This is a genomic window from Pseudomonas sp. MPC6, from assembly GCF_006094435.1.
Taxonomy (GTDB): domain Bacteria; phylum Pseudomonadota; class Gammaproteobacteria; order Pseudomonadales; family Pseudomonadaceae; genus Aquipseudomonas.
In genome coordinates this window covers 3,381,934-3,408,133 of the sequence record NZ_CP034783.1, presented here as the reverse complement: position 1 = coordinate 3,408,133, position 26,200 = coordinate 3,381,934, and the positions used below count along the sequence as shown (strand labels likewise).

Below are 26,200 nucleotides of genomic sequence, written 5' to 3'. Positions count from 1 at the left end.
TCGAAACTGTCAATGCATGATAATCGAGCAGTGCCATGAAAAAAAAACATCACCATGAGCATCACCTTCAACTCCGGGTAAGCGAACTTGGACAGTTGTTTAACTCGATGGATCCGACACCTTTTCTTAACAAGGATCTTGATCGCGAAGCTGAAGCGTTCATCGAGACCTGGGCAGCAGAGTTTCCGTCAGATAGCCTGCTTCGTATCACAATTCACCTTGAGCACCTGCCAGCAGAAGGCGATCCAAGTACGATCATGGTCGAGGCAATCCACAACTACTTTGATCATAAAGCAGGTCTCGCGCGCAGCGAGTTGAAACGCCTCCTTCGAGAAGGCCGCATTAGCCTGTTGATCGGCATCGGCTTTGTTACCCTTTGCCTGGTTGCAGCCGATGTCATCGGCCAACTTAGTGCTAGCGCCGTAGTCGGCATAGCGCGCGAAAGTCTGATGATCGTTGGCTGGGTGGCAATGTGGCGACCGCTACAGATTTTTCTATATGACTGGTGGCCGATTTTAAGATCGATTCGCGTCTACAAAGCAATCAGCCAGGCACATGTTCAAGTGGTGCAAGGTAAATAATTTCTACCGCAAGCCGAAATAGCGCGTAGCCCCTATTTATGAAGGCTGCTGAAGTGAACCGATCAGCAGAAAACTCACGTTAAATACTTGACTCTGTAGCCGCCAATAACGAAGCGGCTGCGGCGCTGATGTAATAATCAATCTCACTTGCACGCTCATACTTGTGATTAAAAAATGATGCTGGGCAAGGCTATACCCCACCAAAAATGGCGCAGTAGGTTTTCGGTCACCACTTCAACAAAACTCACTATAGGGCGATTTGCCAGCATTCGCTGTGTCGGGTGCAATACCTTCAGGTTGAAATTTACTTATCCTATGAATGATCAGTTACCAGCAAAGATCAGGCCAGGCATATCGTGGAGTTGAATGAACGCGTTTGGCACTTGGCAGAAGGATCGAGAGCGCGTGAAGAATCTTTACGACCTGTAACCTTATGAAACCAGCTTGGCACTCTAGCTTGAATACGTTTTTCCAGCTACATCATGTCCAAATTTCCCGTGAGTGCCTCGTTGGGTGCTACCAAGTAAAGTGAACGCCCTCGCACACCTCGCCCAATTCATTGGGCAATTCGAAGCCGATACCAGAGAAATCCGTTCAAGCGATTTAAAGGGGAAACTCCAGATGAAAGCTCGTACCTGCTTCAGCGCTATCAACGGTTACACAACCGCCATGCAGTTGCATAATTGAGCGGACAATGGCCAATCCCAGACCACCAGAGTCGTCGGGCTGATTACGTGATGGGTCGCACCGATAAAAGCGCTCAAACAATCGCGGTAGATGTTCTGCAGCAATCGGATCGCCGTGGTTGTGCACCGTGATTTCGAGCCTATCCTCAGAAATCTCGCTGCTGACCGTCACTGCAGAACCGGGAATTGCGTAGCGCAGCGCATTGGCTAGCAAGTTAGCCAATGCTCGACGGATCATGCCTGAATCACCCAGCAACTGATCCTGGGCCTGGTTTATCAGTTGCACATCTCGCTCTTGCGCCACCCCTTCGAAATACTCACATAGTTGCTCAATCAGATCATGCAGGCTGATTTGCTCGAATGTTACGCAAGCGTTTGGCTGCTCGGTGCGAGCGAGAAAAAGCATGCTGTCGATCATTCGCGCCAGCCTTTCATACTCTTCCTGATTGGAAACCAGCAGGTTCTGATAGTCCTCGATAGAGCGACTGTGCCTAAGGGCTTGCTGGGTTTGTCCCATCAGGTTGCCAAGCGGGGTTCGCATCTCATGGGCGAGATCTTCCGAGAAGCGTGACAACTGGGCGAATCCGTCCTCAAGGCGTGCAAGCATCTGGTTGAGGGCACTACAGAGCAGTTTCAGCTCATTCAGGTCATTGAACTCATCCAGCCGCAGATGCAGATTCTGCACATCAATTCCGGCAGCGCGCTTGGCCAGCAAGCGCACAGGGTGCAAGCCTCGTTGACTGACCCACCAGCCGAATGCGAAAGCCAGCAGTGCACCGACTGACATGGCCAGCCAGAGCTTGAGCCGGTAAGCCCCCAGCATCTGGTCGCGCTCCCCCAACAACTTGCCAGCAATCAAGGTCAAACCGCGATCACCCTGTGTTACATCCTGCCAGGCAAGCCGCACTGGCTCGGAAGAGTGATCGTCAACGAGGCGCGCGTGGGGGGCAGCTGGCAACTTTGGCAAAGTCATTCGCACTGGGTTGATTTCGATTAACACCTTGCCAGTGTTATCGACGATCCATAGCAGACTGTCGCGATTGCCCAACATGTTTTCGTAGAGCTTGGGCCGACCTCGCAGTTGCTCGATGCTGTCGCTATCACTGATCAAGACTTGCATTCGCTCCAGGCGCCCCAGCAGCGCCTGGTCATCACGCCAGGCAATCTCTCGCTGCAACGATTGATAAAGATAAAAACCGATGGAGCCCAGTAACAGCGTGCTGACCATTGCGAACATGATCGCCAGGCGCAGGCTCAGGGTGCGCGGAAACAGTTTCAGGATTGCACCTCAAGCATGTAACCGATTCCACGCACTGTGTGTATCAACTTCACCGCGTAAGGATCGTCAACCTTGGCCCGCAGTCGACGGATGGCAACATCGACCACATTGGTGTCACTGTCGAAGTTCATCTGCCAGATCTGGGAGGCAATCAGCGAGCGCGATAACACCTCCCCTTCACGACTGAGCAGCAGATGCAGTAGCGCGAACTCCTTGTTGGTCAGGGTGAGGCGCTCTCCATTGCGCGTTACCTTGCGTCGCAACAAGTCCAGGCTCAGGTCGCCAGCCACAAAATGCTCAACCTCTCGAGGAGGGCCACGGCGTAACAAAGTGCGTACGCGTGCCAACAACTCGGCATAGGAAAAGGGTTTCACCAGATAATCATCGGCCCCCAACTCCAGCCCTTTGACCCGATCATCAACCGAATCACGTGCGGTAAGAAACAATACTGGGGTCTGCCATTTACGCCGGATGATTTGCAGCAATTGCCAGCCGTCCAACCCCGGCAGCATAACATCCAGAATGATCAGATCGAACTCACTCTCCTGTGCCAAATGCTGGCCATCTAGCCCATCAAGGGCGATCTCTACCGCATAGCCCGATTCAGTCAGGGCTTTGCGCAGGTAATCCGCCATTTTCGTTTCATCTTCAACCACCAGGATACGCATTTTTTCCTCCAGGACTGGAGCACAGGCTAGCCCGCTTCGCAGATTTCTCACATTACATATTGGTAATCAGGAGGCAATCATTCTGACGGGGTGGGCGGGTCATGATGTCTGGCAATGACTCAGACAGACTCAACCAACCAACCAAGGAAACAGCATGCGTACAAGCCTATCGACTTCATTGCTGATCACACTCGCAATGAGCTCTGCATTCGCCATTGCAGCCCCGGATCAAGTTGCGCAGCGCAAGGACTTGTCACTTGCAATGGCCAACGATTTGCTAAATGCCGCGCTGACGGCCTGTCACGCCGATGGCCGCACAGCCGTTGCCGCAGTTGTCGACCGTGGCGGCAATCTGGTTGCCGTGCAACGCGATGACAATGTCGGCCCGCACAACACGTTAGCCGCGCAACGCAAAGCCTATACCGCCTTGTCTACCAAGACTTCGACTCGGTTGTTAGCTGAACGCGCTCGCGCTAATCCAGATGCTGAAAACCTCAACACCCTTGATGAGTTGTTGCTGCTGGGTGGAGGCGTGCCATTGAAATTCGATGACCAAGTCATCGGCGCCATCGGTGTGGCCGGTGCAGGCGGCGCTGCACACGATGAAGGTTGTGCAGAGGTCGCTATCAACAAAGTTCTACCTGCCGTTAAAAATTAAGGACATCACCATGGCTGTATTGAAAAGTTTCTTCGCTGGCGCTGTATTGAGTGCCCTTTCAGCCCTTGCATCAGCGGCGGCAAACCCATTGAGCGTGCATGTACTCAACTTGCAGGATGGCCTGCCTTCCCCTGGAGTCAATGTCACGTTGGAAAAACAGGATGGGAAAAACTGGGACATGCTCAACAGCGCGGCAACCAACGAGCAAGGTCGTATCACCGGGCTGTATCCAGAAGGTCGGGGCCTGGAGAAAGGTACCTACCGTGTCACTTTCAAGACCGGTGAGTGGTTCAAGTTGCACCAAACGTCCAGCTTCTTTCCGGAGGTACCAGTCATTTTTGAGGTGGACGGTACCGTTCCTCACTATCACATCCCGTTGCTTCTCAGCCCTTACGGCTTCTCCACATACCGAGGAAATTGATAGTTAAGCGATATCCAATGGATACCGCCCGAAGGTGAAGAAAGCCGCCCTAGTCGAAAGGGCGGCACTGTCGCTTAACTTTCGGCATCAAAACCTTCAGCGATGACCGTTTTCCGTTCCCCTCATAAACTCCAGATGTAATCCCTTACGACCAACAATCAAAGCCAACAGGGGACGACCATCGATCCGCGACGCCGCCAAGGCTCGCCACTCCCTGAGATCGATGGATGATGGTGAAGGATAATCTTCGGGATGCGTGAGCACGTCATGAGTTGCGAGATAGGTCGAGCGTTCGTGTTCGACCTCTGCCCTTTCAATCTCCTTGAAATGCCGAATCAATACCACTGGCATCAGCACAAGTACCCCTGCCAGAAGCGCAAGGATTATCATTTTTTCCGCAGTCAAAACATCCCCTAAATGCAACTGACGCTCAAACAACAACGTGATTGGTTGTGAAGCATTTCTGATTTCGACACGATCAGTCAAACGCGGTAAGAATAGGTGATCCAGGAAACCCGCTTGCTCGGTCTTCGTAGAAAATACATTGCTTTCAGACCCTGCCGCAGGGCTGGCTGTATTTGGCAGTGGTGCTGGATCTATTTTCTCGTCATGTCGTTGGCTGGTCAATGAAATCGCAGATGACCAGTGACTTTGCCATTAATGCATTATTGATGGCGGTTTGGAGGCGGAAACCGAAACAGGGGTGATGATTCACTCCGACCAAGGCAGCCAGGGCGAATTCAACCGGTCGTCGCAACACCTTTGATCGAGGTGTTTATGGGACGACCTGAAGCTCGGTGCATGCCTTCCTCACCTTGGTAGTTCAGCGAGGCTGCATACTCATCTGATGCTGCATCATCTGATCCATCATCATCTGCTGCATGCCCATGTACTGATCCATCATGTACTGGCGCTGCTTCATTTGCTCAGGCGTCATGTTCGAGTAGGTGCTACCCATGTCTTTCCACCTCATCATGTGGCCGCCACCCATCATTCCACCCTTCATCATGTTGTGCCCCATCATCCCGCCGCCCCACATGTTGTTCATCATACCCATAGCGCTCTGCATCATGACCTGATGCTCTTGCAAGAGTTTCTGGCGTTCTTTCTGGTCGGTTGTTTGATGAATTTTGATCATCTGTTCCTGCATCTTCTTCAGATTTTCTTGAGCCTGAGCCATTTGCTTATCGAACTCATTCACATTGACTGTGGGCTGATGGGCTTGGGTTGTGTTGCCTGAGTCGGAGCTTTGGGCTGCTTGCACCCACAATGGCGCGAGAGACAGTGTGATCAAGATTGCGGCTATCTGGGTCGATTTCATGACGAAAAATCCTTCCGGTAATCGCTTGCGCAGAATTTATGCAGTGGGAGATGCATTTTTCACAATGTAGGTCAGCCCCATAATGTTTAGTTGATGTAGGTCAAGTGGCCGAAAAGTCGTTCTTTACCTTTCAGCCGTTGCCTGGGAGCGCTTGACAGCTTTGGGTCGGCTTCTGCCAATCGTTAAGCACAGCAATCGCGATGAATTGCCATTTGTAACATGCAGAAACCGGCCCATTCTGTTCAAAAAGTCACCCATGGTTCCGACGACTGCAAAATTTCCACCTGCGATTGAAATCTGAACATAGTGCAGACGCTAACCGGATCAGATTTCGCGTATAGCCACGTGCAAACTGGATGTTTCGATGCTCGGCGCGAGTTGAGTTTGCACACTCGGACTTTTGCAACAGGGTCGGCCAGAAACAATCATTCAGATGTCTCTCTGAGACCATAAGCGATTAAAAACAGTCACTCGGCGACATTACTGGCTCATATCGCCATCATGATGCTGGTGACCTTCCATAGCGTCTGTACTGTGGTCTGAAAGCTGTGCGTCGAACCATTGACGCAACGCCACCACCATCGTGGCGTCAGCCGTTTTGTACTCGAGCTCACCCCCTCCCTCTACTTCTCTGTAGTCAATGACAATCTGACCGGGCTTTGCTGAGTCCAACTCCGCCAAGCCTGGCATGTCTTGGCCATGGATATGAGATGGGCCGGAAAAATCACCGTTGAGAAACTGTTGATTTATTGCTCGAAGATGCTCTCTCACCAGCTTGGTTTGACTCACGTCGGACAAGTCTTTGACCATGACCCGCTGAATACCGCCCTCAGGGGTTTTAGTGAAAACATGAGTCGTCGCCTTGAGGTTAAAAGGCATGATGTCCTTACCCCGCTCGACGACTTCAGCTTGCCGCTGGTCGTTAGCCGCACTCGATAGCAGAGGCAGGCCCACCAAGATCATGATCATGATCACAGCAGACAGTATTGAAGTTTTTGCGATGAGAGCTTTCATTGACTCATCCTTTGATTTGGCTTTTTTCGCGGATTAGGAATCTGTCCTAAATTGCCTTGATGCGTGGGGATTGATCAGATATGTGATCAACAACAGCTGCGCTCAGTATGAGTATGGTCTGACACAAATATAAGTAAAGAAGCTCCATGGCGTTTTTTAAGTGGTTGAATGATCAACTGTTGCGCATCGACTGGCTGGCATACCCACCATAAAATGTATCGATAACACTCAAAGCACATTCAGCGGAATCTTAAGGTAGCGCACTCCGTTGTCTTCGGGTGGCGGCATATTGCCCGCCCGAATATTGACCTGGATAGCTGGAATGATCAGCGCGGGCATTTCCAGGACTGCATCTCGGGCATGCCGCATATGGACAAATTCGTCTTCGCTAATGCCATCGTGAACATGGATATTCTGGCTGCGTTGCTGGGAGACGGTGGTTTCCCAGGCGGGAGCGCGACCGGCCGGAGGGTAGTCATGGCACATGAAAAGCCGCGTTTCCCCCGTAAGCGCCAGAAGCCGACGGATCGACTGGTACAAGGTATTGGCATCCCCACCTGGGAAGTCACAGCGGGCGGTGCCGACATCGGGCATGAACAACGTGTCCCCGACAAATACTGCATCACCAAATTGGTACGCCATGTCAGCCGGTGTGTGGCCGGGCACCGAGAGTGCCAGCCCCTCCAGTCGTCCGACCTGAAATGTTTCGTTCTCGGTAAACAGATGATCGAACTGCGAGCCATCCAGCTGGAAGCCCATCTCCAGATTGAACAGTTTGCTGAACACGCTCTGAACCTGTTTGATGTGCTCGCCGATCCCTATCCGCCCACCCAGTTGCTCCTTCAGGTGACTCGCTGAGGACAGATGATCTGCGTGAGCATGGGTCTCCAGAATCCAATCTACCGTCAGATTTTTAGCACCTACAAACGCAATGACCTGATCGACTGAATGTGTCTGTGTACGACCGGCCTTCGGGTCAAAATTCAGCACGGGGTCAATGATCGCAGCGTGCCCTCCCACTTCGTCATACACCACATAGGTCACCGTGCCGGTCACCTCGTCATAGAAACCTTCGATAAAGGGCGTCATGGCCATCTCCAATTACGTCCAATCAATATATTGCACAATATAATATAATTCAATATATTGTATTGACGTATTGGAGCCAAGCATGAAAACAGCTGAATCACCTCTATCGATTCCTCAGATGCGCATCGCTGCTGGTGAGGCAACCTCAGTTTTGCGCGCTCTATCCAACGAAGATCGTCTGCTCCTGCTCTGTCAGATGAGTCAGGGCGAGATGTCGGTTGGCGAACTGGAAAATTCGCTGGATATACGCCAGCCGACGCTTTCACAGCAGTTGGGGGTGCTCAGAACAGAGGGCATGGTAACGACCCGACGTGATGGCAAGCGTATCTATTATTCGGTTGCCGATCCGAAGGTACTCACCCTTCTCGCTACCCTGTATGAACTGTACTGCCCCAAAGGCTAATAGGTGTTCGCCATGATCGATATGAACCATTTCACACCGCTGAGCGCTGTGGTCGGCGGCCTAATGATAGGCACTGCCGCTGTCCTGTTCGTGCTGTTCAATGGGCGCATCGCTGGCATCAGCGGCATTGTCGGCGGTGTACTGCGCCCGCTGGCCGGTGATGTCGCCTGGCGCATAGCATTTGTGTTGGGGCTGCTCATGGCTCCGCTGCTTTACCGCCTGATTGCGCCTCTGCCTAAGCTGCAAATCGATGCCGGTTATCCGCTATTGATTGTCGCCGGGGTTTTAGTCGGCATCGGCACGCGCTATGGCGCTGGCTGCACCAGCGGTCACGGTGTCTGCGGCCTGTCGCGCTTGTCGGCGCGCTCTGGGGTGGCGACTGTAGTGTTCATGAGTGCTGGGTTTATCACCGTCTTTGTGGTTCGCCACCTGCTGGGAGGGAATTGACCATGGTGCTCTTCTTCGCCTGGATTGCCGGGCTCATATTTGGGGTCGGTTTACTGGTTTCTGGCATGACAAACCCCGCCAAAGTGCTGGGGTTCCTGGACTTGGCCGGGACGTGGGATCCCTCGCTGGCATTAGTCATGGTCGGGGCCATTGCCGTGGCTACGCTGGGCTTTTGGGTGGCAAAAAACCGAAGACGATCACTACTTGGTTTGCCGATGAATCTACCCACAGCTCGACACCTCGACCGGCGACTGATCATCGGCAGTCTGCTATTTGGGGTCGGTTGGGGATTGGCCGGGATTTGCCCTGGCCCAGCTCTGGTGCTGTTGGGCTCGGGTATTCTCAAGGGCGCGGCGTTTGTCGTGGCTATGCTGGCCGGCATGGCGCTGTTTGAATGGTTTGAGCGACAAAAACACCGTAGGGCATCGCCTCCCGCTTCCGTGAATAAACCCACCTGAATCTAACCAAGGAGTCGACCATGGTTATCTCGCTCATCCTGGGCATATTGGTGGGGGCCATACTGGGCCTGACAGGCGCCGGTGGCGGCATACTGGCGGTACCGGCTCTGGTTGCTGGAATGGGCTTGTCCATGCAGCAGGCTGCCCCGATGGCATTGGTTGCGGTCGCAGGTAGCGCAGTGCTGGGCGCACTGGAAGGGTTACGCAAAAAATTGGTGCGTTATCGGGCGGCGATGTTGATGGCAATCACCGGCGTGCCGTTTACCCTTGTGGGGCTGCACGTTGCACAGGCAATTCCACAACATTGGTTGATGGGGCTGTTCGGCGTCATTATGTTGATCGTGGGTGTTCGCCTGCTGCTGCAGAATCAGGGCTCGACCGCCATGAGCATTGAAACGAAGATGCGCACCATGGCTCGCCTCGACCCGCAAACCGGGCGATTTCAATGGTGCTGGGGGACAGGGTTGCTGTTGGGCAGCATTGGCGCGCTGACGGGTTTTCTTACGGGATTGCTGGGGGTGGGCGGAGGTTTCGTCATCGCCCCCATGCTCCGCAGGTTTACCAATGTTTCAATGCATGGCGTTGTTGCCACGTCCTTGATGGTGATCGCGCTGGTCGGCACTGGGGGCATTATGGTCGCGCTGGCGCATGGCGCGGAGATGCCTATCCAGGCCACGGTTCTGTTTGCAATAGCCACAGCCATGGGCATGGCCACTGGACGACAACTGGTGTCCCGCCTTTCAGAGTGCTATGTACAACGAGGCTTCGCAGTCGTGTTGATAATGGTGGCGATCGGGTTAGTCACTCGGGCGATCCTTGCCTCAGTATTTGGGTAGTTGTCGCTGTAGATTGATACATCAAACAGCGGAAAAGAAAGCCATTCGAGAATGAATAGATTGCTCATCTTCGGTCACACCAAACGCAAGTGGTCGATGACCTTGGTCTGCATCGCCAGCCACTTGATCAGATCCAGGCTGGACTCTTGAACGAAGAATGCTCGGCCGTATGAGCAGTCGTCATGCCCACCCAAGCGTGACGAGGTCAGCAGGAGTAATGCGCGCCCTTGGCCACGGCGACAATCAGCAGGAAACTCCAGAGTGGCTCGCGCATGACGAACAGGCAGAAATGTCGAACGTGAGCTGCTCGGATTACTACCATTCCCCGTTGCCCCCTGACTATCAGCACGAAACGCCGCAACTCACCTCCGCGTTAAGTTTGGCTGCACAACCAAAGCGCTCCATGCGGGTTGATGCCCCTCAATACTCTGTTCCTCGTCCGCAAATTTTCTTGATCGAACGGCCACCCCGTCCTTCGTTTGCATCCTGACCATGGCCGCGCTTCGGTCTTTGATTCCTGCAACGTAGGATTGACCTATGCATTCGCATTCGATGAGCGGCGTCGACGCATTTACTGCGCCTTACCGTCGCCTGCTACTGCTGTTGTTTCTATTCATCACATCACTTTTCCTCGCAAGGCCCGAGGCGATGGCTCATGCCTTCGCTGGAGGTGACAAGGGCTTCATCCAGGAAAGCTCCGGCGTCATGTTGCAGCCCTACAGCTACATGGGCGCCAAAAACATGATGACGAGCTACGATCAGCATCCTCAACATATGAGCTAGATCAGTTGGATTCAGACTTGGGTCGCTATACTGGATACCGCCCTGCATCGACCTAAGGCTTCCACCATGACTCATTCGGCCAGTGACCAACTAGATGTAGTTATTATCGGTGGGGGTCAGTCAGCCTTGGCGGTAGCGTATTTCCTGCGTCGAACTCAACTCTCGTTCGTCATCCTCGACGCAGAGGAAGAGCCCGGTGGTGCCTGGCGGCATAGCTGGAACTCGCTGCGTTTATTCTCGCCGTCCACCTGGAGTTCGATCCCCGGCTGGATGATGCCACCCGCGCAAGAGGGTTACCCCACACGAAATCATGTGGTCGACTACCTCAACCAATATGAACAGCGCTACCAATTTCCGGTTGAGCGCCCGGTTCGGGTCGTTTCTGTGGAACGTCTAGAGTCTGGCTTACGAGTACGTTCTGACGACAAATGTTGGGATGCCAAGGTTGTAATCAGCGCTACCGGCACCTGGAGCAATCCGTATATCCCTCACTACCCTAATGCCGAGTTATTCGCCGGTCGGCAATTGCACTCCGCGAACTATGTCGATGCACAAGCGTTTGCTGGCAAGAAGGTTTTGGTGGTGGGTGGGGGCAATTCAGGAGCGCAGATTTTGGCAGAGGTATCCAAGGTCGCTGAGAGCACTTGGGTAACTCCTACTGAGCCGGTGTTTTTGCCTGATGAAGTGGATGGACGGGTGCTGTTCGAGCGTGCCACTCAGCGCTTGAAAGCTCAGCAGGAGGGGCGTGTCATTGATCAGCCCGTCGGCGGGTAGGGAGACATTGTCATGGTGCCACCAGTTGTAGAAGCCCGTGAGCGTGATGCACTCAAATCTGTACGCCCATTTGAATGTTTCACTCGCGATGGCGTGATGTGGGCCGATGGTTCCGAATCCGCAGTGGACGCGGTCATCTGGTGTACCGGGTTCAGGCCGGCACTTCAGCATCTGGATACGTTGGGGGTGATCAACACCGAAGGCCGTGTTGAGGTCGAAGGCACTCACTCGATCCAAGAGCCAAGACTATGGCTGGTGGGCTATGGCGAGTGGACGGGTTCGGCTTCCGCCACGCTGATCGGTGTAACACGCACAGCCCGCAGCACAGTCCATGAGATTGCAACCTTTCTTGGTGATCCGTCCGTGGCCTGATGCGCCGCCAGCATAGGAGTAGTGGACATGAACGAAATGATCGTGCGCTGGCCTGAGCGCAATCCCCGCATGTTTTTAGCGGTAGCAACGCTTGTCTGGTTCGGATTGTATGAAGCCCTGATTCCTGTTTCAGAGGCTTTGGTCGCAGCGCTTCCTGTGGATCGTAATAGCCACCTTGGAGGCGCCCTACAGTTTTTTTTCTACGACACGCCCAAAGTGCTGATGCTGTTGACCGGCATCGTGTTCTTGATGGGTATGATCACGCCCAGCGTCGTGATTGATGGAAAAGTCGTTCACTCAGGGGGCATCCCGAGCCGTGAAAAGGTTGAAGAATGGCTTAGCGCTTGAGACAAGGGCCCCTGCACACCCAACCAGACTCGGTGGTGAGAGGCCTAACTGCCCGCCTCAAACAATTACAGGCTTCGGGCTCGGGACTCTGCCCGTCAAGTCTCATAGCCCTAGGGGAAATAGCGATGCCTAAGTTGGTTATGCCCTTGTCCGACAATGACGCGGCGTTTCTTTCGACGGCAGCCGCTGCGGCGGCTCTGGCAGGGGTGCCTATAGAAACCCTCAACAGCCAGTGCTTTTGCATCAGCCTGGATAAAGATGCCCTGCGCGAAACTCTGGAGTCGACGCTCGGTCAGCCAGGCTTGTTTGAGCTTGTGCAGCAACGCTGCCCTCATCTCTTCGCAGCCCATCCGGTCTTCATCGCACCGGCCCACTTGGATCGCATGGCGCAGGTAGTGCGCGCGGTCGAAGCAGTCGTTTCACTCCCTGATTACCGTGAGGAAGTGCTGGCTCACTCTCCCGCTATCGCACGACATGATCCCTCAGCCTGAGGGATGGTCTGCTTTGGCATAACCGGTTGGCCATCGACATGGTCTACAACCGTTTGACCGACTTTTCCCTTAAGGCCGTTGGCAACGCCACGCTGCGCCAGGCCTACCTTGAACGAGCAACGTTACTCACGCCATACCCGCAAGCTCACGCCTTGTACGCAGACAAGCGCAATCTGGCCCTACTCTGCGATGTCCAGCGACTGGAGGCATGGAAGGTGCCACAAGCTATCCAAGATTTATTACTGAGCAGCATTCCGCATACCGAAATAGTAACTTCGGGAAATGCCGAACGGCTGTGGCGGGAGCGCCGGGGGCTGTTCTTCAAACCTTGCACCGGATTTGGCAGCCGGGCTGCCTACCGTGGTGACAAGCTCACTCAGCGGGTCTGGAAGGAGATTATCGCCGGTGATTATGTTGCCCAAGCCTTGATCTTGCCTGGTCAACGAACGCTATCAGCCGAAACTACGGCCCAAGTACTGAAATTCGACGTTCGTAACTACGCCTATGCTGGGGAGGTACTGTCGGTGGCCGCCCGGCTTTACCAAGGCCAGACAACCAATTTCCGCACATTGGGCGGCGGTTTCGCCCCTGTGTATCCAGGCCCACAAACAGCAGGTTGACGAATAGACAGACAATCATTCAGGTAAACTCAAACCTGAGCGTAAATAACAGCTCAGCCCCTATAATCCGCTACAATCAAACGAACTGCCTAGATCGCGCTCCAGTTGTAGAGTGCAATGAGTGATCTCGAAGTGCTCGCGTAATTCTTCAGCTATATCCTGCAACTGATCACTATCCGGCAATGATGCCATAACTAAATATGCAGTAAGCATCACCTTCATACTGCTTCATATCGTCTCGGTATGCCTGGGTAAGGCGATAGAAATTAGGGCAGCCAGCAACACTAAGGCAGTGGAAACCCACAAACAGGCCTCCAATCCGTAACTCTGATAGATCCAGCCGGACAGCACGGTGCCGAGCAGTCGGCCCAAGGCGTTGGACGTGTAGTAGAACCCTGCATCCAGCGATACCCCATCTTCTTTGGCATACGAGACGATGAGATAGCTGTGCAGCGAGGAATTCACCGCGAACAGCACGCCGAACACCATTAATCCACCCAGCAGCACAACGTGAGGCGACTAACCCACCGAGAGTCCGAGGGCGATTGCCGCAGGCAGACCTGCCAGCAATGCCGCCCAAACGAAGGCAGCTCGCCCATCGGGGACGTGGCCGCGCTTCTTTCCGGTGATGTTCGGGGCCAACGACTGCACGATGCCATAGCCGATGACCCAGGCCGCCAAGAAGCCGCCAACCAACCAGAAGTCCCAACCAAACACCGTGCTCAGGTAGACCGGCAACGCCACCACGAACCACACGTCTCGGGCACCAAAGAGGAACATCCGCGCCGCCGAGAGGATATTGATCGCCCGGCTCTTGGAGAGAATGTTGCGAAACTTCGGTTTGGCCTTGGCTTTACCCAGATCTTTCTTCAGCAGGAATAGGCTGGCTATCCATATGAGCGCCAGAGTTGCGGCCATCGCCAGCACGGCAAGCGTAAAGCCCAGCAATGCCAGCAGCGCACCGCCCAGGAAGAAACCCACGCCTTTGAGCGCGTTCTTCGAGCTGGTGAGAATTGCCACCCACTGATAAAGGGTGCCTTGCTGGTTGTTGCCGGCCTCGACTGGACTTGCCCCTACAAAACCGGACACCAACTCCCTGTTAAATTGATGCTACTGCCAAACGCCTGAATTCCCTCGGCGAGCGATAGTTTAAGGCGCTGTGCGGATGCTGCTCGTTGTAATGTTCAAAGGCAATTGCCAGGTTACGCAGCGCTGTTTTTCGATCCGGCTTGGGCATGTGCGCCACGTAATCACGTTTGATCGTCTTCACGAAGCTCTCTGCCATGCCGTTGCTCTGCGGGCTGCGTACTGGGGTGGTCACCGGCTGCAAGCCGATCTGACGAGCAAACAGGCGCGTCTGTTCAGCCGTGTATGCCGAGCCGTTATCGCTTAGCCACTGCACCGGCGTTGTCGGCAGTTGATCACCAAAACGCTTCTCCACGCTTTCCAGCATCAAGTCGCGGATATCATCGCCGCTGTACCCGGTCGGGCTCGCGACCCAGCCGATGGCTTCGCGGTCGCAGCAGTCCAGGGCGAAGGTCACGCTCAGTTTGGCACCGTCCTCACAACGGAACTCAAAGCCGTCCGAGCACCAACGTGTATCACTGGTCTTCACGGCAATACGGCCTTCGTGCCGACGCGGCACACCGGGCTGTTTGATCCGCCGCTCAAGCAGCAAGTTGTGATCACGCATGACCCGGTAAACCCGCTTCACGTTGATCGCTGGCAGCGACTGGGTTTCACGTTCGCGGCGCAGTAATCCCCAGACACGACGGTAGCCGTAGCTGGGCAACTCGCTGACCTGTTGCTGGATCTCAACCACCAACTCAGCGTCGTCCACAGGTCTGCTTCGCCGTACTTTGGGCGATACCGATTGTTTGATTCGAACCGTTAATTGCGAGCGCGCCACACCGAGACATTCGCTGACCAGCTTCACTGGTCGTCCCCCGGCAACAAGGGTGAGTGCGCAATCCATTTTCGCGACCGGGCGATCTCCACGGCCTCTTTGAGGATTTCCGCTTCCATCGTCTTTTTGCCCAGCATCCGTTGCAGTTCACGGATTTGCTTGAGCGCATCGCTCAACTCGGAAGCAGGCACCACCGCTTCACCGGCACTAACCGCCGACAAGCTGCCGTCCTGATACAGCTTGCGCCACAGGAACAGTTGGTTGGCATTGATGCCGTTGCGCCGAGCCACAACCGAAACACTTTGTCCTGGCTCAAGACTCTCGCGAACCATGGCCAGTTTTTGCTCTGGGCTCCAGCGGCGCCGCCGCTCTTGGCCCAAAAGCTCCCCACTCTTATCGTTGCTGTTAGTCATAAACATAACCGTTTGCCTATCCCTTATCGTAAGGGGGAAACGGTGTCCTGTCTTTCATGGGGCTCGTTCACGCGGCCAATCGTCCGATTTAGCATTCAAACTTGAAGCAACCCGTGGCCTCCGCATATCTCTGCGCTATGGTGAGTTTTCCGACATATAAGACTAAAGTCGTAGGAGGGCGTGGCATGCGTATTCGAGGGGATGTGTTTTGGCAATGGGTTGATCCGGCGCTTCACCATCGAACACACGATGAAACGTTAGACGAGGGAACCGTCATTGATGTCCAAGTGAGGCTGTCGCCCTCTGGAAACACGCAGATGTTCATTGGAGTGTATGCAGCGAGCGGCATGGCTTTGCATGAAGAGGTGCTGGATTCCAGGCCAGGTGAATCAATGACTCGTGCTTTAGCATGGGGCGTGGGGTGTGCAAGGCGACTCGCGATTGGTCTCAAACCTACTGAAAGACATGTTGCCTAGACCCACATCTGCAGCTTGGTTGGGGGTGGTCGTCATATGAAGTATGTGATCAACCTACTCGATCCACAGAATTGGCCGCCGTCGTGCTCCAGCTGTTGATTCCATAACCGCAACCTTAAGCCTCGCCCGGTGACGATTTACAACAATCCGCACACCGGCGAAGTGGTCGAAACCAAAGGCGGCAACCACAAGATTCTGAAGGAATGGAAAGCAAAATACGGCTCTGACACCGTTGAGTCCTGGCTGACCAAGTGATCTTTGTTTGAGTACAAAAAGGGCCCTGAGAGGGCCCTTTTTTGCTCTGGGCCCTGAGGCTAGGAGTGTAGCAAGACGGCACGCCAACAATTATTCGGGATGCGTAAGCGCCAACATCACTCCTGTTAGAGTGAAAAGCGCGAGCAAGGTCGATGAACGAGCCCCATGAAAGACAGGACACCGTTTCCCCCTTACGATAAGGGATAGGCAAACGGTTATGTTTATGACTAACAGCAACGATAAGAGTGGGGAGCTTTTGGGCCAAGAGCGGCGGCGCCGCTGGAGCCCAGAGCAAAAACTGGCCATGGTTCGCGAGAGTCTTGAGCCAGGACAAAGTGTTTCGGTTGTGGCTCGGCGCAACGGCATCAATGCCAACCAACTGTTCCTGTGGCGCAAGCTGTATCAGGACGGCAGCTTGTCGGCGGTTAGTGCCGGTGAAGCGGTGGTGCCTGCTTCCGAGTTGAGCGATGCGCTCAAGCAAATCCGTGAACTGCAACGGATGCTGGGCAAAAAGACGATGGAAGCGGAAATCCTCAAAGAGGCCGTGGAGATCGCCCGGTCGCGAAAATGGATTGCGCACTCACCCTTGTTGCCGGGGGACGACCAGTGAAGCTGGTCAGCGAATGTCTCGGTGTGGCGCGCTCGCAATTAACGGTTCGAATCAAACAATCGGTATCGCCCAAAGTACGGCGAAGCAGACCTGTGGACGACGCTGAGTTGGTGGTTGAGATCCAGCAACAGGTCAGCGAGTTGCCCAGCTACGGCTACCGTCGTGTCTGGGGATTACTGCGCCGCGAACGTGAAACCCAGTCGCTGCCAGCGATCAACGTGAAGCGGGTTTACCGGGTCATGCGTGATCACAACTTGCTGCTTGAGCGGCGGATCAAACAGCCCGGTGTGCCGCGTCGGCACGAAGGCCGTATTGCCGTGAAGACCAGTGATACACGTTGGTGCTCGGACGGCTTTGAGTTCCGTTGTGAGGACGGTGCCAAACTGAGCGTGACCTTCGCCCTGGACTGCTGCGACCGCGAAGCCATCGGCTGGGTCGCGAGCCCGACCGGGTACAGCGGCGATGATATCCGCGACTTGATGCTGGAAAGCGTGGAGAAGCGTTTTGGTGATCAACTGCCGACAACGCCGGTGCAGTGGCTAAGCGATAACGGCTCGGCATACACGGCTGAACAGACGCGCCTGTTTGCTCGTCAGATCGGCTTGCAGCCGGTGACCACCCCAGTACGCAGCCCGCAGAGCAACGGCATGGCAGAGAGCTTCGTGAAGACGATCAAACGTGATTACGTGGCGCACATGCCCAAGCCGGATCGAAAAACAGCGCTGCGTAACCTGGCAATTGCCTTTGAACATTACAACGAGCAGCATCCGCACAGCGCCTTAAACTATCGCTCGCCGAGGGAATTCAGGCGTTTGGCAGTAGCATCAATTTAACAGGGAGTTGGTGTCCGGTTTTGTAGGGGCAAGTCCACCGCGATTCCTATACACGGCTAGAAATTCTGCATAGGTTCAGAGGAAGTCTTTTAGCTTTAATTGAGGGTATGGGGGTTTTGCCGGTTTCAGCACCGCACGCACCAGCGCCATCATGCTGGTGACGTCCAAGGGCGCAACAGCGGTGTCCGGCGGCAGCTTCGTCGTGTTCGCCGCTACAGTGACAGCAATTGGTGTACTACCATTGGAAGGCCTAGCCCTACTGTTTGGCGTATACAGTTTTATGTCCATGGTCATGGCCATTGCCACCTGCGACACCATCGGAGACAGCGTGGCGACGGTGGTGGGGCGCAGTGGTTGGGGGGAGTTTACCGAACAGATTGCGAGGCCGAATACAGTCGAGTGTTTGGGCGTAATCCGGAGGCGCCGCTTTAAAGGATCTCAAATGGTAAATGGAAAGCCGCCGCCCTCAGACTGACTAAAAAACCGATAACAAAAAAAAAGCCCTGATGGGCCTTTTCTTGTACTCAAACCAAAATCACTTGGCGAGCCACGACTCCACGGTGTCGGAACCGTATTTCGCTTTCCATTCCTTCAGAATTTTGTGGTTGCCGCCCTTCGTCTCAATGACTTCTCCGGTCTCTGGATTTTTGTAGACCTTCATTTCGCGAGGCTTACGAGTGCCGGCATTGGACAAGTCGACAGGAGCGCGACGGCCAGCCTGAGGATCAAGCAGGTTGATCACGTTCGGCAGGCTATAACCGTACTTAGCGAGCAATGCGCGCAACTTCGATTCAAATTCAATTTCTTGCTTCAGGCCAGCATCACCTTTCAGGGCTTCGAGCGCTTGGAGTTGCTCGGCGAGGTGTTTTTCGAGTTGGCGGTATTCTGCGAGAATGGACATGAATTATCTAGATGTAATCAGTGCATTAACATCACACGAAACCACCAATAAACATAAAAATTTGACGAAAGAGAAAGCCCTTAATTACAAATCTGGGTGCGTCCATTGCAATCGTTTCGATTCTCGTCAATCCAACTGCATCTAAACATAAATTACACGACTTCTAGCAGAACGCCTCCACCATCTTCGACACAAATTTTCATTGCTGGTGGCGACTGGTATTTCGGCCAATGTAAGCCACAAAAACGGCTTTCAGTGAAATGTCATCCCTCATTCCAAATTTTTCGTTTCATTGAGGGTCTTTTCTTTAAGACTGCCGACGTGGCTTCACAACCTTGGACAGCTGACCTCAGCCAAGGACTGGGTATGACGTTTCTCATTTTTCTTCTCGCTTGCGCTGCTGCCGCAAGCACCGGCATCCTGTTCAAACCGGGCCAGTGGTACGAATCTCTAGTTAAGCCCGGCTTTACTCCGCCCAATTGGGTTTTCCCCATCGCTTGGTCGACGATTTATCTGCTGCTCGCTTGGGCCGGGTACCGGTTAACGCTGATACCTGGAAGTCAGGCGGTGCTGGCTTTATGGGCGGCACAGATTGCACTTAATACACTGTGGACTCCCGTGTTTTTCGGCGCGCATCACCTCTTCGCCGCTATGGTGATCCTAACGCTGCTTTGGCTGGTGGTTGTAGCAATGATGGTGATGGCGCTGCAGCTTGACGTCATTACTGGCCTGATCCTCTTTCCTTACGTTGCTTGGCTGTGTGTCAGGTGGTTGGGCAGTTTTTTTTCTGCTGGCGTTATTCATGTCTTTTGGTACTCTCATGCTGGGCAATAATTGGTATGTTTACTTTTTTTTGTTGGCTTTTATGCTCTCATGGACATTGTATATAGTCTACATATGCGAGAGCTATATTACCTATATATGGTCGCTCTTGATCTCATGCCTAGCCGATCACTTGTTGCCGTTACCACTGAATCAATTTTTGAGGCGCGCCCAAATGCCATGCGCCTGAGGCGTTGTTTCTTCCTGTTTAATACCAGATTTGGCTTGGATACTCACCGATGAAGCGCATGACGTGGGTGCCTGGAGCAGCCACCACTTCAGGGCTAGCCAGATCAAGGTCGTATGCTCAGCAGTTTTAAGGTCATGAGCTACTTATGAACATATGACATCGCCCACTTGTTAAATTGTGTATGTAGAAGCGTACCTACACTGTTAGTAGCCGCCTTCAGTTGGATCATCGGCTTACCGCTCATACCTCATCCCAAACCTGGAATGCATATCACCAATCTCTGGCCTAGATTGCTGGCATGGCTCGCCCGCCTGTCCCATCCCAAATATTTTCACCACACCAGCACTGGAATCCCTACAGTGATGCACCTTTAATTAGCGGTAAATTTGTTGTTGGTTTTATTTGTCATACTATCAACAAACCAAATTGTGCTGCCGTCACTCAGTACTTTATTGCATTCCTTACCGTATTTTTGATAAGTAATGCAGATTATGTCCTCTGTGATAACCCAATTACCTGATTGCATGGACTCGCTGGAAATCTGTATCTTTGCAGTTCCGTCGGCGCTTAATGTTTCAGAAAAAGGATACCCGGTCGACGTTACGCTGGAGTGTTTTCGACCTATGACCGTTGAGCTTATTTCGCTGCCACTTAGTTGTTTTGCGTTTGCAGGCGCATCGGCATGGGCGTCAATGGCAGCTTTGTTACCAGAAGATGAGCAACCAACCATACATAGCATGACCGCTGCGGAAAGGATCAGCTTATTCATAACCTTCACCTTTTTTATCGTGAAAACAATATGAATGCAGGTTTGATACTAGACAGGCGATAGGCCGACATTATAATAAATCACGATAAACTTAATAGCATCGCACGACACAACCTAATTATGTTTTAACGCAGAGAATGGTTAGAGGCCTCCAGTCTGGAAGCCATTTTTCTAACCTCGTTGATATCGACAGGACTCAACGTGGTATAGGCGCTGCCGACGCGGAAAGTTGCGGGGACGCCCACCTTATAAAACTCGAGGCGTTTTTCATTACCTACTGCGAACCATCCATCGGAGAGCAATGCTTTCTCCAGGGCCTCTCGCTCTTCAGGTTCAAATTCCATGCGAATGGATCGGTAGGTCAGTTTCTCCAGTGCCACACCCGCGATCTTGCCGCCTCCCATAGGATCTGCTTCGCTGGAAAAGTTATCTGTGACATCCAGTGTTATTTCCGCACTACTGGCCGTTGCGCCAAAAATGTCCATTGGCTTGCTGCGCGTGCAGGACAGGTAGTTAAAGAAATCAACGCACTCTGTGAATCCTAGCGATTTCCCCAGAGTTTGGGTACCGGGGACAAAGAGCCCCGAAACCTGGACGGTGGTCAGGCGTTCAGCAGATTGGACAGTACCTGCTACCAGTAGAAGAAAGATCGCTGCCAGCTTGTTCATAACACGACTCCCTCACATTTATTGAGTTTGAAATGAGTCATGGATCGCCTGCCCCGATCTCTAGTGCTCTACTCGCTTTACCGTGCTGGCAATTCCCTCACGAGGGGATGTTAGCTGTTGAAGTTACCTACCGGGGTTACGTGACACATTAGTTCAGAATCTTCACCGCCAACACGCAATACCTGGGTTTCCTGGATGCCGCCCTACCCCGACCGGAGAAACGCTGCTGTGCATTCAACCAGGCCGTGAAATACCGTGATGCCGCAGTTTGCGATACAGCGTATTGCGGCTGATCCCCAGTCGAGCGGCAACACGGGCAATATGCCAATGCTCAGCCTCAATCAACGTCAGCAGCGTCTGCCGCTCGGATACGCCAAGCGGATTCTCGGCCTGCGCGGCTGTCGCTGGCGCTGCCGGCAGCAACTCTGCCAAGTCATCCAGCGTGACACGCCCCTCCAACGCCAACGCTACCAGTGTGCGCAGACACGTCCGCAGCTGCCGGACATTGCCTGGCCAAGGCTGCGCCAGCAAGCGCTCTCTGACGCCCGCCTCCAGCCGAACCCTGGTCCCTGCTGCCTCCTCGCGCAGCAACAGGTCGAGCAAACGGCCCTTGTCTGAACGCTCACGCAGCGGCGGGAGTTGCACGGCGAACCCGGCAATGCGATAGAACAGATCTTCGCGAAAGCGCCCTTCGGCCACACAGGCGTGCAGATCCTGGTGGCTGGCACTGATCAGGCGTACGTCGAGCGGACGGGCCGTCGCGCCGCCTAACGGCACCACCTCACGTTCCTCCAGCACACGCAGCAGGCGAGTCTGTAACGCCAGTGGCATATCGGCGATCTCATCGAGAAATAAAATGCCGCCATGGGCCTGCTCCAGCTTGCCGATCATCCCGTCCTTGCGTGCGCCGGTGAAGCTGCCGCCGCGATAGCCGAACAGCTCGCTCTCGATCAGCGTTTCTGGAATGGCCGCGCAATTGATCGCCACAAACGGCTGGCTCGCTCGGGAGCTGGCGCGATGCAGCGCCGCAGCGAAAGCTTCTTTGCCGGTACCGGTTTCGCCCTGTAAAAACACCGGGACGTCACGCTCCAGGACGCGCAATGCGCGAGCAAAGCCGCGTTGCAGGCGCGGGTCTTCCAGGCACACGTGCACGTCGTTGATTTTGGGGATTGCGGGCGCGACTGAAGGCACCTGGCGCAAGGGTTCTCGCAACTGGCCGTAGAGCAGGCGTCCGTCCACCAGCCGCATTGGCCAACAGACACTCGGCTGAGCGCTGGCCTGACTGATCACTTGATCGATAGGTGTTTCCAGCAGCATCGTCAGAGATTGCCCAACCAACTGGTCACGGCTGAGGCCCAGCAGACTCAGCGCAGCATGATTGACTGAACAGATACGGGCGCTCTCGTCAAAACTGAGCAGACCTTCGCCCAACAGCCCGACGAAGCCGGCCTCCGGGTGGAAGCGCAGCAAGTACCGCTGCGGATCATGCCCCAGGAAATAACAGCTCTCGATCAAATTGGCTGTCAGGTTGGTCAACGCCATGGCTTTGAAGTGCTGCTGCAGACTTTGCTCCTCTCGCACAGAAGAGAGGTTGAGTACCGCAAGCAACTCTCCGCTCGCATCAAATATCGGGCTGGCCGAACACGTCAAGCCGACGTGCTTGCCACGGAAATGTTGATCACGTCGGATGGTTACATGCTGTCGCTCGACCAGGCAGGTGCCGACACCGTTGGTACCCTCGCAATCCTCGCTCCATACCGAACCAAGCCACAGTCCGGAACGCTGGAACTCGGCGCGTTCGGATTCGTTGAACACACTGTCGATCGCCACACCGCGGGCATCGGTGAGTAGCACCACGTGGCCGTCACGCCCGAGTTGCTGGTGCAAACTGCTCATCTGCCAGTGCGCCACGGAGATGATGTGTTCCAGTGGCGCGCGGTGATCCTGTAAGCGTGGGTGCTCAACTACATTAGGCGCGCGGCGGCTGGCGGGATCGAGCTGATGCTGATCCAGGCAACGGCGCCAGGACCGTGTGATGGCCAGATCGGTCGTATGGCCATGGCTGGCGAGAGTGCCCTGCACGGCTTGCAGCACTTGTTGTGCATGGGCGTTGATCAAGGCCGGCTTCATGGTTCTTGTTCTCCGCTACGGTCAGGACACGGGGCTGTTCGCAGCTTATATGAAAAACCTGCAAGGAGCGCTCTTTGCGCTGCGTGACACTCTGTCACCCGCCGTTCTCGGAATCGTGACACAGATCCGAGTCATAGCCTGAGCAGTACTGCCGCAGCCGCTCTGCAACAGGGCTTTCACGAACATGGCCCGGGCTTTGCTCTAGGGCAAGTTGTGACAAAAACAACAAGAACGGAGAAGCCCCATGAACATCGCTATCGAAACTCCTCTGCAAACGCCAACTGATCAGCTCTCGGCTTGGGTCGAAAACCTCAACGCGTGTCTCGCCCAACGTGATCTGGACGGCGCACTCGAACTATTTGCCGAAGAGTGTTACTGGCGCGACCTGCTACTTTTCAGCTGGAACCTGGTGACCTTGGAAGGCAAGCCTGCCATCCGGGACATGCTCGAAACACGCCTGGACCAGACTCGTCCCGAGCAGTGGAAGGTGGAAGGCGAGGCGACGCTGAATAACGGTGTGCTCGAAGGTTGGATCAGCCTGGAAACCGAAGCGGCGCGAGGTAAAGGCTACGTGCGCCTGAAGGAAGGCCTGTGCTGGACGCTGCTGACGACCATGCGTGAACTCAAAGGTTTTGAAGAACCTAGTGGCCGCCGCAGGCCGATGGGTGCCAGTCATGGTCACGCCCACGCCGACAAACGCAACTGGCTGGAGCGTCGACGCGACGAAGAAGCTTCGCTGGGCATCACCACCCAACCTTACTGCCTGATCGTGGGCGGCGGCCAAGGGGGGTTGGGGCTCGCTGCGCGACTCAAGCGAATGGGCGTGCCAACCCTGATCGTCGACAAGGCCGAGCGTCCGGGCGATCAGTGGCGCGGTCGCTACAAGTCGCTGTGTCTGCACGACCCTGTCTGGTATGACCATATGCCTTACCTGCCCTTCCCCGATCACTGGCCTGTCTTCACCCCAAAGGACCAGATTGGCGACTGGCTGGAAATGTACACGAAAGTCATGGAGCTCAATTATTGGCCGCGTACCGAATGCGTGAGCGCCAGCTTTGACAATCAAAGCGGCACCTGGAAGGTTGAAGTGCAGCGCGATGGCGAGCGTGTGACTTTACGGCCGACCCAGTTGATTCTCGCCACCGGCATGTCCGGTGTACCCAATGTTCCCGCTTATCCGGGTGCCGAGGTATTCAATGGCCAGCAGCATCATTCCAGTCGCCATCCCGGCGGAGACGCCTGGAGTGGCAAGCGCGCGGTGGTCATCGGTGCGAACAATTCGGCTCACGATATCTGCGCCGACCTGGTGGAGAACGGCGCCGAGGTGACCATGGTGCAACGCTCGAGCACCCACATCGTGCGTTCCGACAGTTTGATGGATCTGGTCTTCGGCGGGCTCTACTCGGAAGACGCCCTGGAGACGGGTTTGACCACGGACAAGGCCGACATGCTGTTCGCCTCAATCCCCTACAAGGTATTGCCGAGCTTTCATCAACCAGTCTTTGAAGCGATCAAGGAGCGTGACAAGGACTTCTACGGCCGCTTGTCCGAGGCCGGCTTCATGCTCGACTTCGGTGACGACGACTCGGGTCTTTTCATGAAATACGTACGCCGTGGCTCTGGGTACTACATCGACGTCGGGGCCTCGGAACTGATCGCCAACGGCACGATCAAGCTCAAGAGCGCGCCTGGCCTGGGAGTCGAACGCATCGAAGCCGATGCCGTCGTACTCAACGATGGCAGCCGACTGCCGGCAGATTTGATCGTCTACGCCACGGGCTATGGCTCAATGAATGGTTGGGCGGCGAAGCTGATCTCCCAGGAAGTGGCTGACAAGGTCGGCCGCTGCTGGGGCTTGGGCTCTGGAACCACGAATGACCCTGGCCCCTACGAGGGCGAACTGCGGAACATGTGGAAGCCGACACAGCAGGAAAACCTCTGGTTCCACGGTGGCAACCTGCATCAGTCACGGCATTATTCGCTGTATCTGGCGCTGCAGTTAAAGGCACGCTTCGAAGGCATCGACACATCCGTCTACGGCCTTGCCGAGAGTCACCACACTGGCTGAGTCAATTGGCGCCCAGCCGTGGTTGGGCGCCTCTCCACCCTGCCCCGGAGGCATTCCGGACGAAGTGCTGCAGGCGCTTGAACGGGATGTCGGCGACGCTACGGCGACAAATCACCCCTTCGATCCTGCTAACGGTCTATATCTACGGCTATCTCAACCGCATCAAGGCCGGCGCAGCGAACTTCGCCTACAGGGCAGCGAAGCACTTTATAGATCTCGGAAACCACCTGCATCGTTGCGTCTTCGATCGTGCCCTCATTACGGCATAAAACCCAGCCGTGATCTGCAATCGCTCGCTCGAACGCCTCGGTACAAGCGACCTGTTCTTCCAGGTTATGGATCACCGTACTGCCCAACCCACGAGAGCGTGCCGTGGCCCTCGCCCATGATATTTCAGGGGCGGTGACAACCCCGACATGCAGGTCTGGCACTCGCACGTTTCGATCGATGTTCAACTGCAGGATCTCTGCGAACGGGACTATCCGGCGAAACGCGGCATCAGACGGGTACCAGCGATCGATCAGGATGATGCTGTCCGTTGGCTGTTTAACCAACACGCGCTGGGAAATCCAGGCACGGCTATCAGCAAAGCGCTCACAAACTCTCAACTCCAACGCCCGGGTGGGATTTCTGACGAGTGTGTTGACGAGGGCCATTGTTTCACCCCTAAAGGGATCGCTTTTACTCTCGCAAAGGCGGATCACCTTGTTGTTGTCTGCCCTCAGAACTTTGGTAACGGCCTCCAACAGTGTGGTTTTGCCGGTTCCCTTGGGCCCATCCAGGGAAACAAACAGCGGGCGATTCATTCTTCAAACAACGATTGGCATAGGGTTTTACCAAGACTCGATTCGTTCGATAGCATCTTGTTTCCTTAACCAGGAGGGAGGGCTCTTATGAACAGACGATGATG

The 26,200-nt window shown here is 54.6% G+C and carries 26 protein-coding genes and 6 pseudogenes; 19 read left to right on the top strand and 13 right to left on the bottom strand.

Going from position 1 to position 26,200, the window contains the following annotated elements; genetic code table 11:
• Nucleotides 1–35 precede the first annotated feature (35 nt).
• Nucleotides 36–581: a hypothetical protein gene (locus ELQ88_RS17820; protein WP_138966698.1), complete on the top strand. Its 546-nt coding sequence runs from the start codon at nt 36–38 to the stop codon at nt 579–581.
• A 603-nt stretch (nt 582–1,184) separates the two neighbouring features.
• Here ELQ88_RS17820 and ELQ88_RS17815 read toward each other — a convergent pair.
• Nucleotides 1,185–2,546: a heavy metal sensor histidine kinase gene (locus ELQ88_RS17815; protein WP_138966696.1), complete on the bottom strand. Its 1,362-nt coding sequence runs from the start codon at nt 2,544–2,546 to the stop codon at nt 1,185–1,187.
• Nucleotides 2,543–3,214 carry a heavy metal response regulator transcription factor gene (locus ELQ88_RS17810; protein ID WP_090468709.1) on the bottom strand — a complete coding sequence of 224 codons (672 nt, stop codon included), beginning with the start codon at nt 3,212–3,214 and terminating at the stop codon, nt 2,543–2,545. The genes ELQ88_RS17815 and ELQ88_RS17810 overlap by 4 nt, the downstream gene beginning before the upstream one ends.
• A 154-nt stretch (nt 3,215–3,368) precedes the next feature.
• On the opposite strand from ELQ88_RS17810, the gene ELQ88_RS17805 reads away from it, so the two are divergent.
• Nucleotides 3,369–3,872 carry a heme-binding protein gene (locus ELQ88_RS17805; protein WP_138966694.1) on the top strand — a complete coding sequence of 168 codons (504 nt, stop codon included), beginning with the start codon at nt 3,369–3,371 and terminating at the stop codon, nt 3,870–3,872.
• Nucleotides 3,873–3,882: 10 nt separating this feature from the next.
• Complete coding sequence (gene uraH, locus ELQ88_RS17800) at nt 3,883–4,293, top strand: hydroxyisourate hydrolase (protein ID WP_138966692.1); 411 nt, start codon at nt 3,883–3,885, stop codon at nt 4,291–4,293.
• A 96-nt stretch (nt 4,294–4,389) separates the two neighbouring features.
• On the opposite strand, the gene ELQ88_RS34705 is transcribed toward uraH, so the two are convergent.
• Nucleotides 4,390–4,920 (bottom strand): hypothetical protein, encoded by a 531-nt coding sequence (locus ELQ88_RS34705; RefSeq protein WP_228761631.1) that lies wholly within the window; start codon nt 4,918–4,920, stop codon nt 4,390–4,392.
• On the opposite strand from ELQ88_RS34705, the pseudogene ELQ88_RS17790 reads away from it, so the two are divergent.
• Nucleotides 4,857–5,026: pseudogene (locus ELQ88_RS17790) on the top strand (DDE-type integrase/transposase/recombinase); the annotation flags it as partial. The gene ELQ88_RS34705 and the pseudogene ELQ88_RS17790 sit on opposite strands and share 64 nt — an antisense overlap.
• 90 nt (nt 5,027–5,116) lie before the next feature.
• On the opposite strand, the gene ELQ88_RS17785 reads toward ELQ88_RS17790, so the two are convergent.
• From ELQ88_RS17785 to ELQ88_RS17775, 3 genes are all read right to left on the bottom strand, one after another.
• Nucleotides 5,117–5,614, bottom strand: a complete 498-nt coding sequence (locus ELQ88_RS17785; RefSeq protein WP_138966690.1) for a hypothetical protein — start codon at nt 5,612–5,614, stop codon at nt 5,117–5,119.
• Between the two features lie 480 nt (nt 5,615–6,094).
• Complete coding sequence (locus ELQ88_RS17780; protein ID WP_138966688.1) at nt 6,095–6,628, bottom strand: aspartate carbamoyltransferase; 534 nt, start codon at nt 6,626–6,628, stop codon at nt 6,095–6,097.
• 228 nt (nt 6,629–6,856) lie between these two features.
• A complete protein-coding gene (locus tag ELQ88_RS17775) occupies nt 6,857–7,717 on the bottom strand; it encodes an MBL fold metallo-hydrolase (RefSeq protein WP_138966686.1) in 861 nt (286 codons plus the stop codon).
• An 82-nt stretch (nt 7,718–7,799) separates the two neighbouring features.
• Between ELQ88_RS17775 and ELQ88_RS17770 the strand changes: the two genes are divergently transcribed.
• The 9 genes and pseudogenes from ELQ88_RS17770 to ELQ88_RS34695 all read left to right on the top strand — a co-directional run bounded on the left by ELQ88_RS17770 (nt 7,800) and on the right by ELQ88_RS34695 (nt 13,249).
• A complete protein-coding gene (locus tag ELQ88_RS17770; protein ID WP_228761630.1) occupies nt 7,800–8,120 on the top strand; it encodes a metalloregulator ArsR/SmtB family transcription factor in 321 nt (106 codons plus the stop codon).
• 12 nt (nt 8,121–8,132) lie between these two features.
• Complete coding sequence (locus tag ELQ88_RS17765) at nt 8,133–8,567, top strand: YeeE/YedE family protein (RefSeq protein ID WP_138966684.1); 435 nt, start codon at nt 8,133–8,135, stop codon at nt 8,565–8,567.
• A gap of 2 nt (nt 8,568–8,569) precedes the next feature.
• Complete coding sequence (locus ELQ88_RS17760) at nt 8,570–9,025, top strand: YeeE/YedE family protein (RefSeq protein WP_138966682.1); 456 nt, start codon at nt 8,570–8,572, stop codon at nt 9,023–9,025.
• A 20-nt stretch (nt 9,026–9,045) separates the two neighbouring features.
• Complete coding sequence (locus ELQ88_RS17755; RefSeq protein ID WP_138966680.1) at nt 9,046–9,861, top strand: sulfite exporter TauE/SafE family protein; 816 nt, start codon at nt 9,046–9,048, stop codon at nt 9,859–9,861.
• Between the two features lie 537 nt (nt 9,862–10,398).
• A pseudogene (locus ELQ88_RS17745) lies at nt 10,399–10,620 on the top strand (HupE/UreJ family protein); the annotation flags it as partial.
• A 90-nt stretch (nt 10,621–10,710) separates the two neighbouring features.
• Nucleotides 10,711–11,790: pseudogene (locus tag ELQ88_RS17740) on the top strand (ArsO family NAD(P)H-dependent flavin-containing monooxygenase).
• 27 nt (nt 11,791–11,817) lie between these two features.
• The gene (locus tag ELQ88_RS17735; protein ID WP_138966679.1) at nt 11,818–12,138 is read left to right on the top strand and encodes a thioredoxin family protein; all 321 of its coding nucleotides are present in this window, start codon (nt 11,818–11,820) and stop codon (nt 12,136–12,138) included.
• 125 nt (nt 12,139–12,263) lie between these two features.
• Entirely contained in the window at nt 12,264–12,629 is a 366-nt protein-coding gene (locus tag ELQ88_RS34700) for a hypothetical protein (RefSeq protein WP_228761629.1), read from the top strand.
• A gap of 26 nt (nt 12,630–12,655) precedes the next feature.
• Nucleotides 12,656–13,249: a hypothetical protein gene (locus ELQ88_RS34695; RefSeq protein ID WP_228761628.1), complete on the top strand. Its 594-nt coding sequence runs from the start codon at nt 12,656–12,658 to the stop codon at nt 13,247–13,249.
• A 228-nt stretch (nt 13,250–13,477) separates the two neighbouring features.
• On the opposite strand, the pseudogene ELQ88_RS17725 reads toward ELQ88_RS34695, so the two are convergent.
• Together ELQ88_RS17725 and ELQ88_RS17720 are read right to left on the bottom strand one after the other, a co-directional pair.
• A pseudogene (locus tag ELQ88_RS17725) lies at nt 13,478–14,299 on the bottom strand (MFS transporter); the annotation flags it as partial.
• Nucleotides 14,300–14,348: 49 nt separating this feature from the next.
• A protein-coding gene (locus ELQ88_RS17720; RefSeq protein WP_138966675.1) for an IS3 family transposase occupies nt 14,349–15,574 on the bottom strand; the annotation gives its coding sequence in 2 pieces (ribosomal slippage) (nt 14,349–15,223 and nt 15,223–15,574; 1,227 coding nt in all).
• Nucleotides 15,575–15,753: 179 nt separating this feature from the next.
• Here ELQ88_RS17720 and ELQ88_RS34690 point away from each other — a divergent pair.
• The 4 genes and pseudogenes from ELQ88_RS34690 to ELQ88_RS17700 all read left to right on the top strand — a co-directional run.
• Nucleotides 15,754–16,044, top strand: a complete 291-nt coding sequence (locus tag ELQ88_RS34690; protein WP_138966677.1) for a hypothetical protein — start codon at nt 15,754–15,756, stop codon at nt 16,042–16,044.
• Nucleotides 16,045–16,155: 111 nt separating this feature from the next.
• A pseudogene (locus ELQ88_RS17710) lies at nt 16,156–16,299 on the top strand (histone-like nucleoid-structuring protein, MvaT/MvaU family); the annotation flags it as partial.
• A gap of 217 nt (nt 16,300–16,516) precedes the next feature.
• A protein-coding gene (locus ELQ88_RS17705) for an IS3 family transposase (RefSeq protein WP_138966675.1) occupies nt 16,517–17,742 on the top strand; the annotation gives its coding sequence in 2 pieces (ribosomal slippage) (nt 16,517–16,868 and nt 16,868–17,742; 1,227 coding nt in all).
• 145 nt (nt 17,743–17,887) lie between these two features.
• Nucleotides 17,888–18,174 (top strand): annotated as a pseudogene (locus tag ELQ88_RS17700) (cation:dicarboxylase symporter family transporter); the annotation flags it as partial.
• 103 nt (nt 18,175–18,277) lie between these two features.
• Here ELQ88_RS17700 and ELQ88_RS17695 read toward each other — a convergent pair.
• Nucleotides 18,278–18,643 (bottom strand): histone-like nucleoid-structuring protein, MvaT/MvaU family, encoded by a 366-nt coding sequence (locus tag ELQ88_RS17695; RefSeq protein ID WP_138966673.1) that lies wholly within the window; start codon nt 18,641–18,643, stop codon nt 18,278–18,280.
• Between the two features lie 366 nt (nt 18,644–19,009).
• On the opposite strand from ELQ88_RS17695, the gene ELQ88_RS17690 reads away from it, so the two are divergent.
• Nucleotides 19,010–19,477: a TspO/MBR family protein gene (locus ELQ88_RS17690; protein ID WP_138966671.1), complete on the top strand. Its 468-nt coding sequence runs from the start codon at nt 19,010–19,012 to the stop codon at nt 19,475–19,477.
• 548 nt (nt 19,478–20,025) lie between these two features.
• Here the strand turns inward: ELQ88_RS17690 and ELQ88_RS17680 are convergent.
• The 3 genes from ELQ88_RS17680 to ELQ88_RS17670 form a co-directional block, all read right to left on the bottom strand.
• A complete protein-coding gene (locus tag ELQ88_RS17680) occupies nt 20,026–20,424 on the bottom strand; it encodes a hypothetical protein (protein WP_138966669.1) in 399 nt (132 codons plus the stop codon).
• Between the two features lie 125 nt (nt 20,425–20,549).
• Nucleotides 20,550–21,092, bottom strand: coding sequence for a hypothetical protein (locus tag ELQ88_RS17675; protein WP_138966667.1), 543 nt, complete (start codon nt 21,090–21,092; stop codon nt 20,550–20,552).
• 234 nt (nt 21,093–21,326) lie between these two features.
• Nucleotides 21,327–23,222, bottom strand: coding sequence for a sigma-54-dependent Fis family transcriptional regulator (locus ELQ88_RS17670; protein ID WP_138966665.1), 1,896 nt, complete (start codon nt 23,220–23,222; stop codon nt 21,327–21,329).
• A 244-nt stretch (nt 23,223–23,466) separates the two neighbouring features.
• Between ELQ88_RS17670 and ELQ88_RS17665 the strand changes: the two genes are divergently transcribed.
• A complete protein-coding gene (locus ELQ88_RS17665) occupies nt 23,467–25,290 on the top strand; it encodes an NAD(P)/FAD-dependent oxidoreductase (protein WP_138966663.1) in 1,824 nt (607 codons plus the stop codon).
• Nucleotides 25,291–25,418: 128 nt separating this feature from the next.
• Here ELQ88_RS17665 and ELQ88_RS17660 read toward each other — a convergent pair whose 3' ends face one another.
• Nucleotides 25,419–26,096, bottom strand: a complete 678-nt coding sequence (locus tag ELQ88_RS17660) for a dTMP kinase (protein WP_138966661.1) — start codon at nt 26,094–26,096, stop codon at nt 25,419–25,421.
• Between the last annotated feature and the right edge of the window lie 104 nt (nt 26,097–26,200).

What these genes read in the sequence shown, in the direction of transcription:
- ELQ88_RS17820 (WP_138966698.1), top strand. Translation starts at nt 36, where the DNA reads ATGAAAAAAAAACATCACCATGAGCATCACCTTCAACTCCGGGTAAGC.
- ELQ88_RS17810 (WP_090468709.1), bottom strand. Translation starts at nt 3,214, where the DNA reads ATGCGTATCCTGGTGGTTGAAGATGAAACGAAAATGGCGGATTACCTG.
- ELQ88_RS17805 (WP_138966694.1), top strand. Translation starts at nt 3,369, where the DNA reads ATGCGTACAAGCCTATCGACTTCATTGCTGATCACACTCGCAATGAGC.
- uraH (WP_138966692.1), top strand. Translation starts at nt 3,883, where the DNA reads ATGGCTGTATTGAAAAGTTTCTTCGCTGGCGCTGTATTGAGTGCCCTT.
- ELQ88_RS17785 (WP_138966690.1), bottom strand. Translation starts at nt 5,614, where the DNA reads ATGAAATCGACCCAGATAGCCGCAATCTTGATCACACTGTCTCTCGCG.
- ELQ88_RS17780 (WP_138966688.1), bottom strand. Translation starts at nt 6,628, where the DNA reads ATGAAAGCTCTCATCGCAAAAACTTCAATACTGTCTGCTGTGATCATG.
- ELQ88_RS17775 (WP_138966686.1), bottom strand. Translation starts at nt 7,717, where the DNA reads ATGACGCCCTTTATCGAAGGTTTCTATGACGAGGTGACCGGCACGGTG.
- ELQ88_RS17770 (WP_228761630.1), top strand. Translation starts at nt 7,800, where the DNA reads ATGAAAACAGCTGAATCACCTCTATCGATTCCTCAGATGCGCATCGCT.
- ELQ88_RS17765 (WP_138966684.1), top strand. Translation starts at nt 8,133, where the DNA reads ATGATCGATATGAACCATTTCACACCGCTGAGCGCTGTGGTCGGCGGC.
- ELQ88_RS17760 (WP_138966682.1), top strand. Translation starts at nt 8,570, where the DNA reads ATGGTGCTCTTCTTCGCCTGGATTGCCGGGCTCATATTTGGGGTCGGT.
- ELQ88_RS17755 (WP_138966680.1), top strand. Translation starts at nt 9,046, where the DNA reads ATGGTTATCTCGCTCATCCTGGGCATATTGGTGGGGGCCATACTGGGC.
- ELQ88_RS17735 (WP_138966679.1), top strand. Translation starts at nt 11,818, where the DNA reads ATGAACGAAATGATCGTGCGCTGGCCTGAGCGCAATCCCCGCATGTTT.
- ELQ88_RS34700 (WP_228761629.1), top strand. Translation starts at nt 12,264, where the DNA reads ATGCCTAAGTTGGTTATGCCCTTGTCCGACAATGACGCGGCGTTTCTT.
- ELQ88_RS34690 (WP_138966677.1), top strand. Translation starts at nt 15,754, where the DNA reads ATGCGTATTCGAGGGGATGTGTTTTGGCAATGGGTTGATCCGGCGCTT.
- ELQ88_RS17695 (WP_138966673.1), bottom strand. Translation starts at nt 18,643, where the DNA reads ATGTCCATTCTCGCAGAATACCGCCAACTCGAAAAACACCTCGCCGAG.
- ELQ88_RS17690 (WP_138966671.1), top strand. Translation starts at nt 19,010, where the DNA reads ATGACGTTTCTCATTTTTCTTCTCGCTTGCGCTGCTGCCGCAAGCACC.
- ELQ88_RS17680 (WP_138966669.1), bottom strand. Translation starts at nt 20,424, where the DNA reads ATGAATAAGCTGATCCTTTCCGCAGCGGTCATGCTATGTATGGTTGGT.
- ELQ88_RS17675 (WP_138966667.1), bottom strand. Translation starts at nt 21,092, where the DNA reads ATGAACAAGCTGGCAGCGATCTTTCTTCTACTGGTAGCAGGTACTGTC.
- ELQ88_RS17670 (WP_138966665.1), bottom strand. Translation starts at nt 23,222, where the DNA reads ATGAAGCCGGCCTTGATCAACGCCCATGCACAACAAGTGCTGCAAGCC.
- ELQ88_RS17665 (WP_138966663.1), top strand. Translation starts at nt 23,467, where the DNA reads ATGAACATCGCTATCGAAACTCCTCTGCAAACGCCAACTGATCAGCTC.
- ELQ88_RS17660 (WP_138966661.1), bottom strand. Translation starts at nt 26,096, where the DNA reads ATGAATCGCCCGCTGTTTGTTTCCCTGGATGGGCCCAAGGGAACCGGC.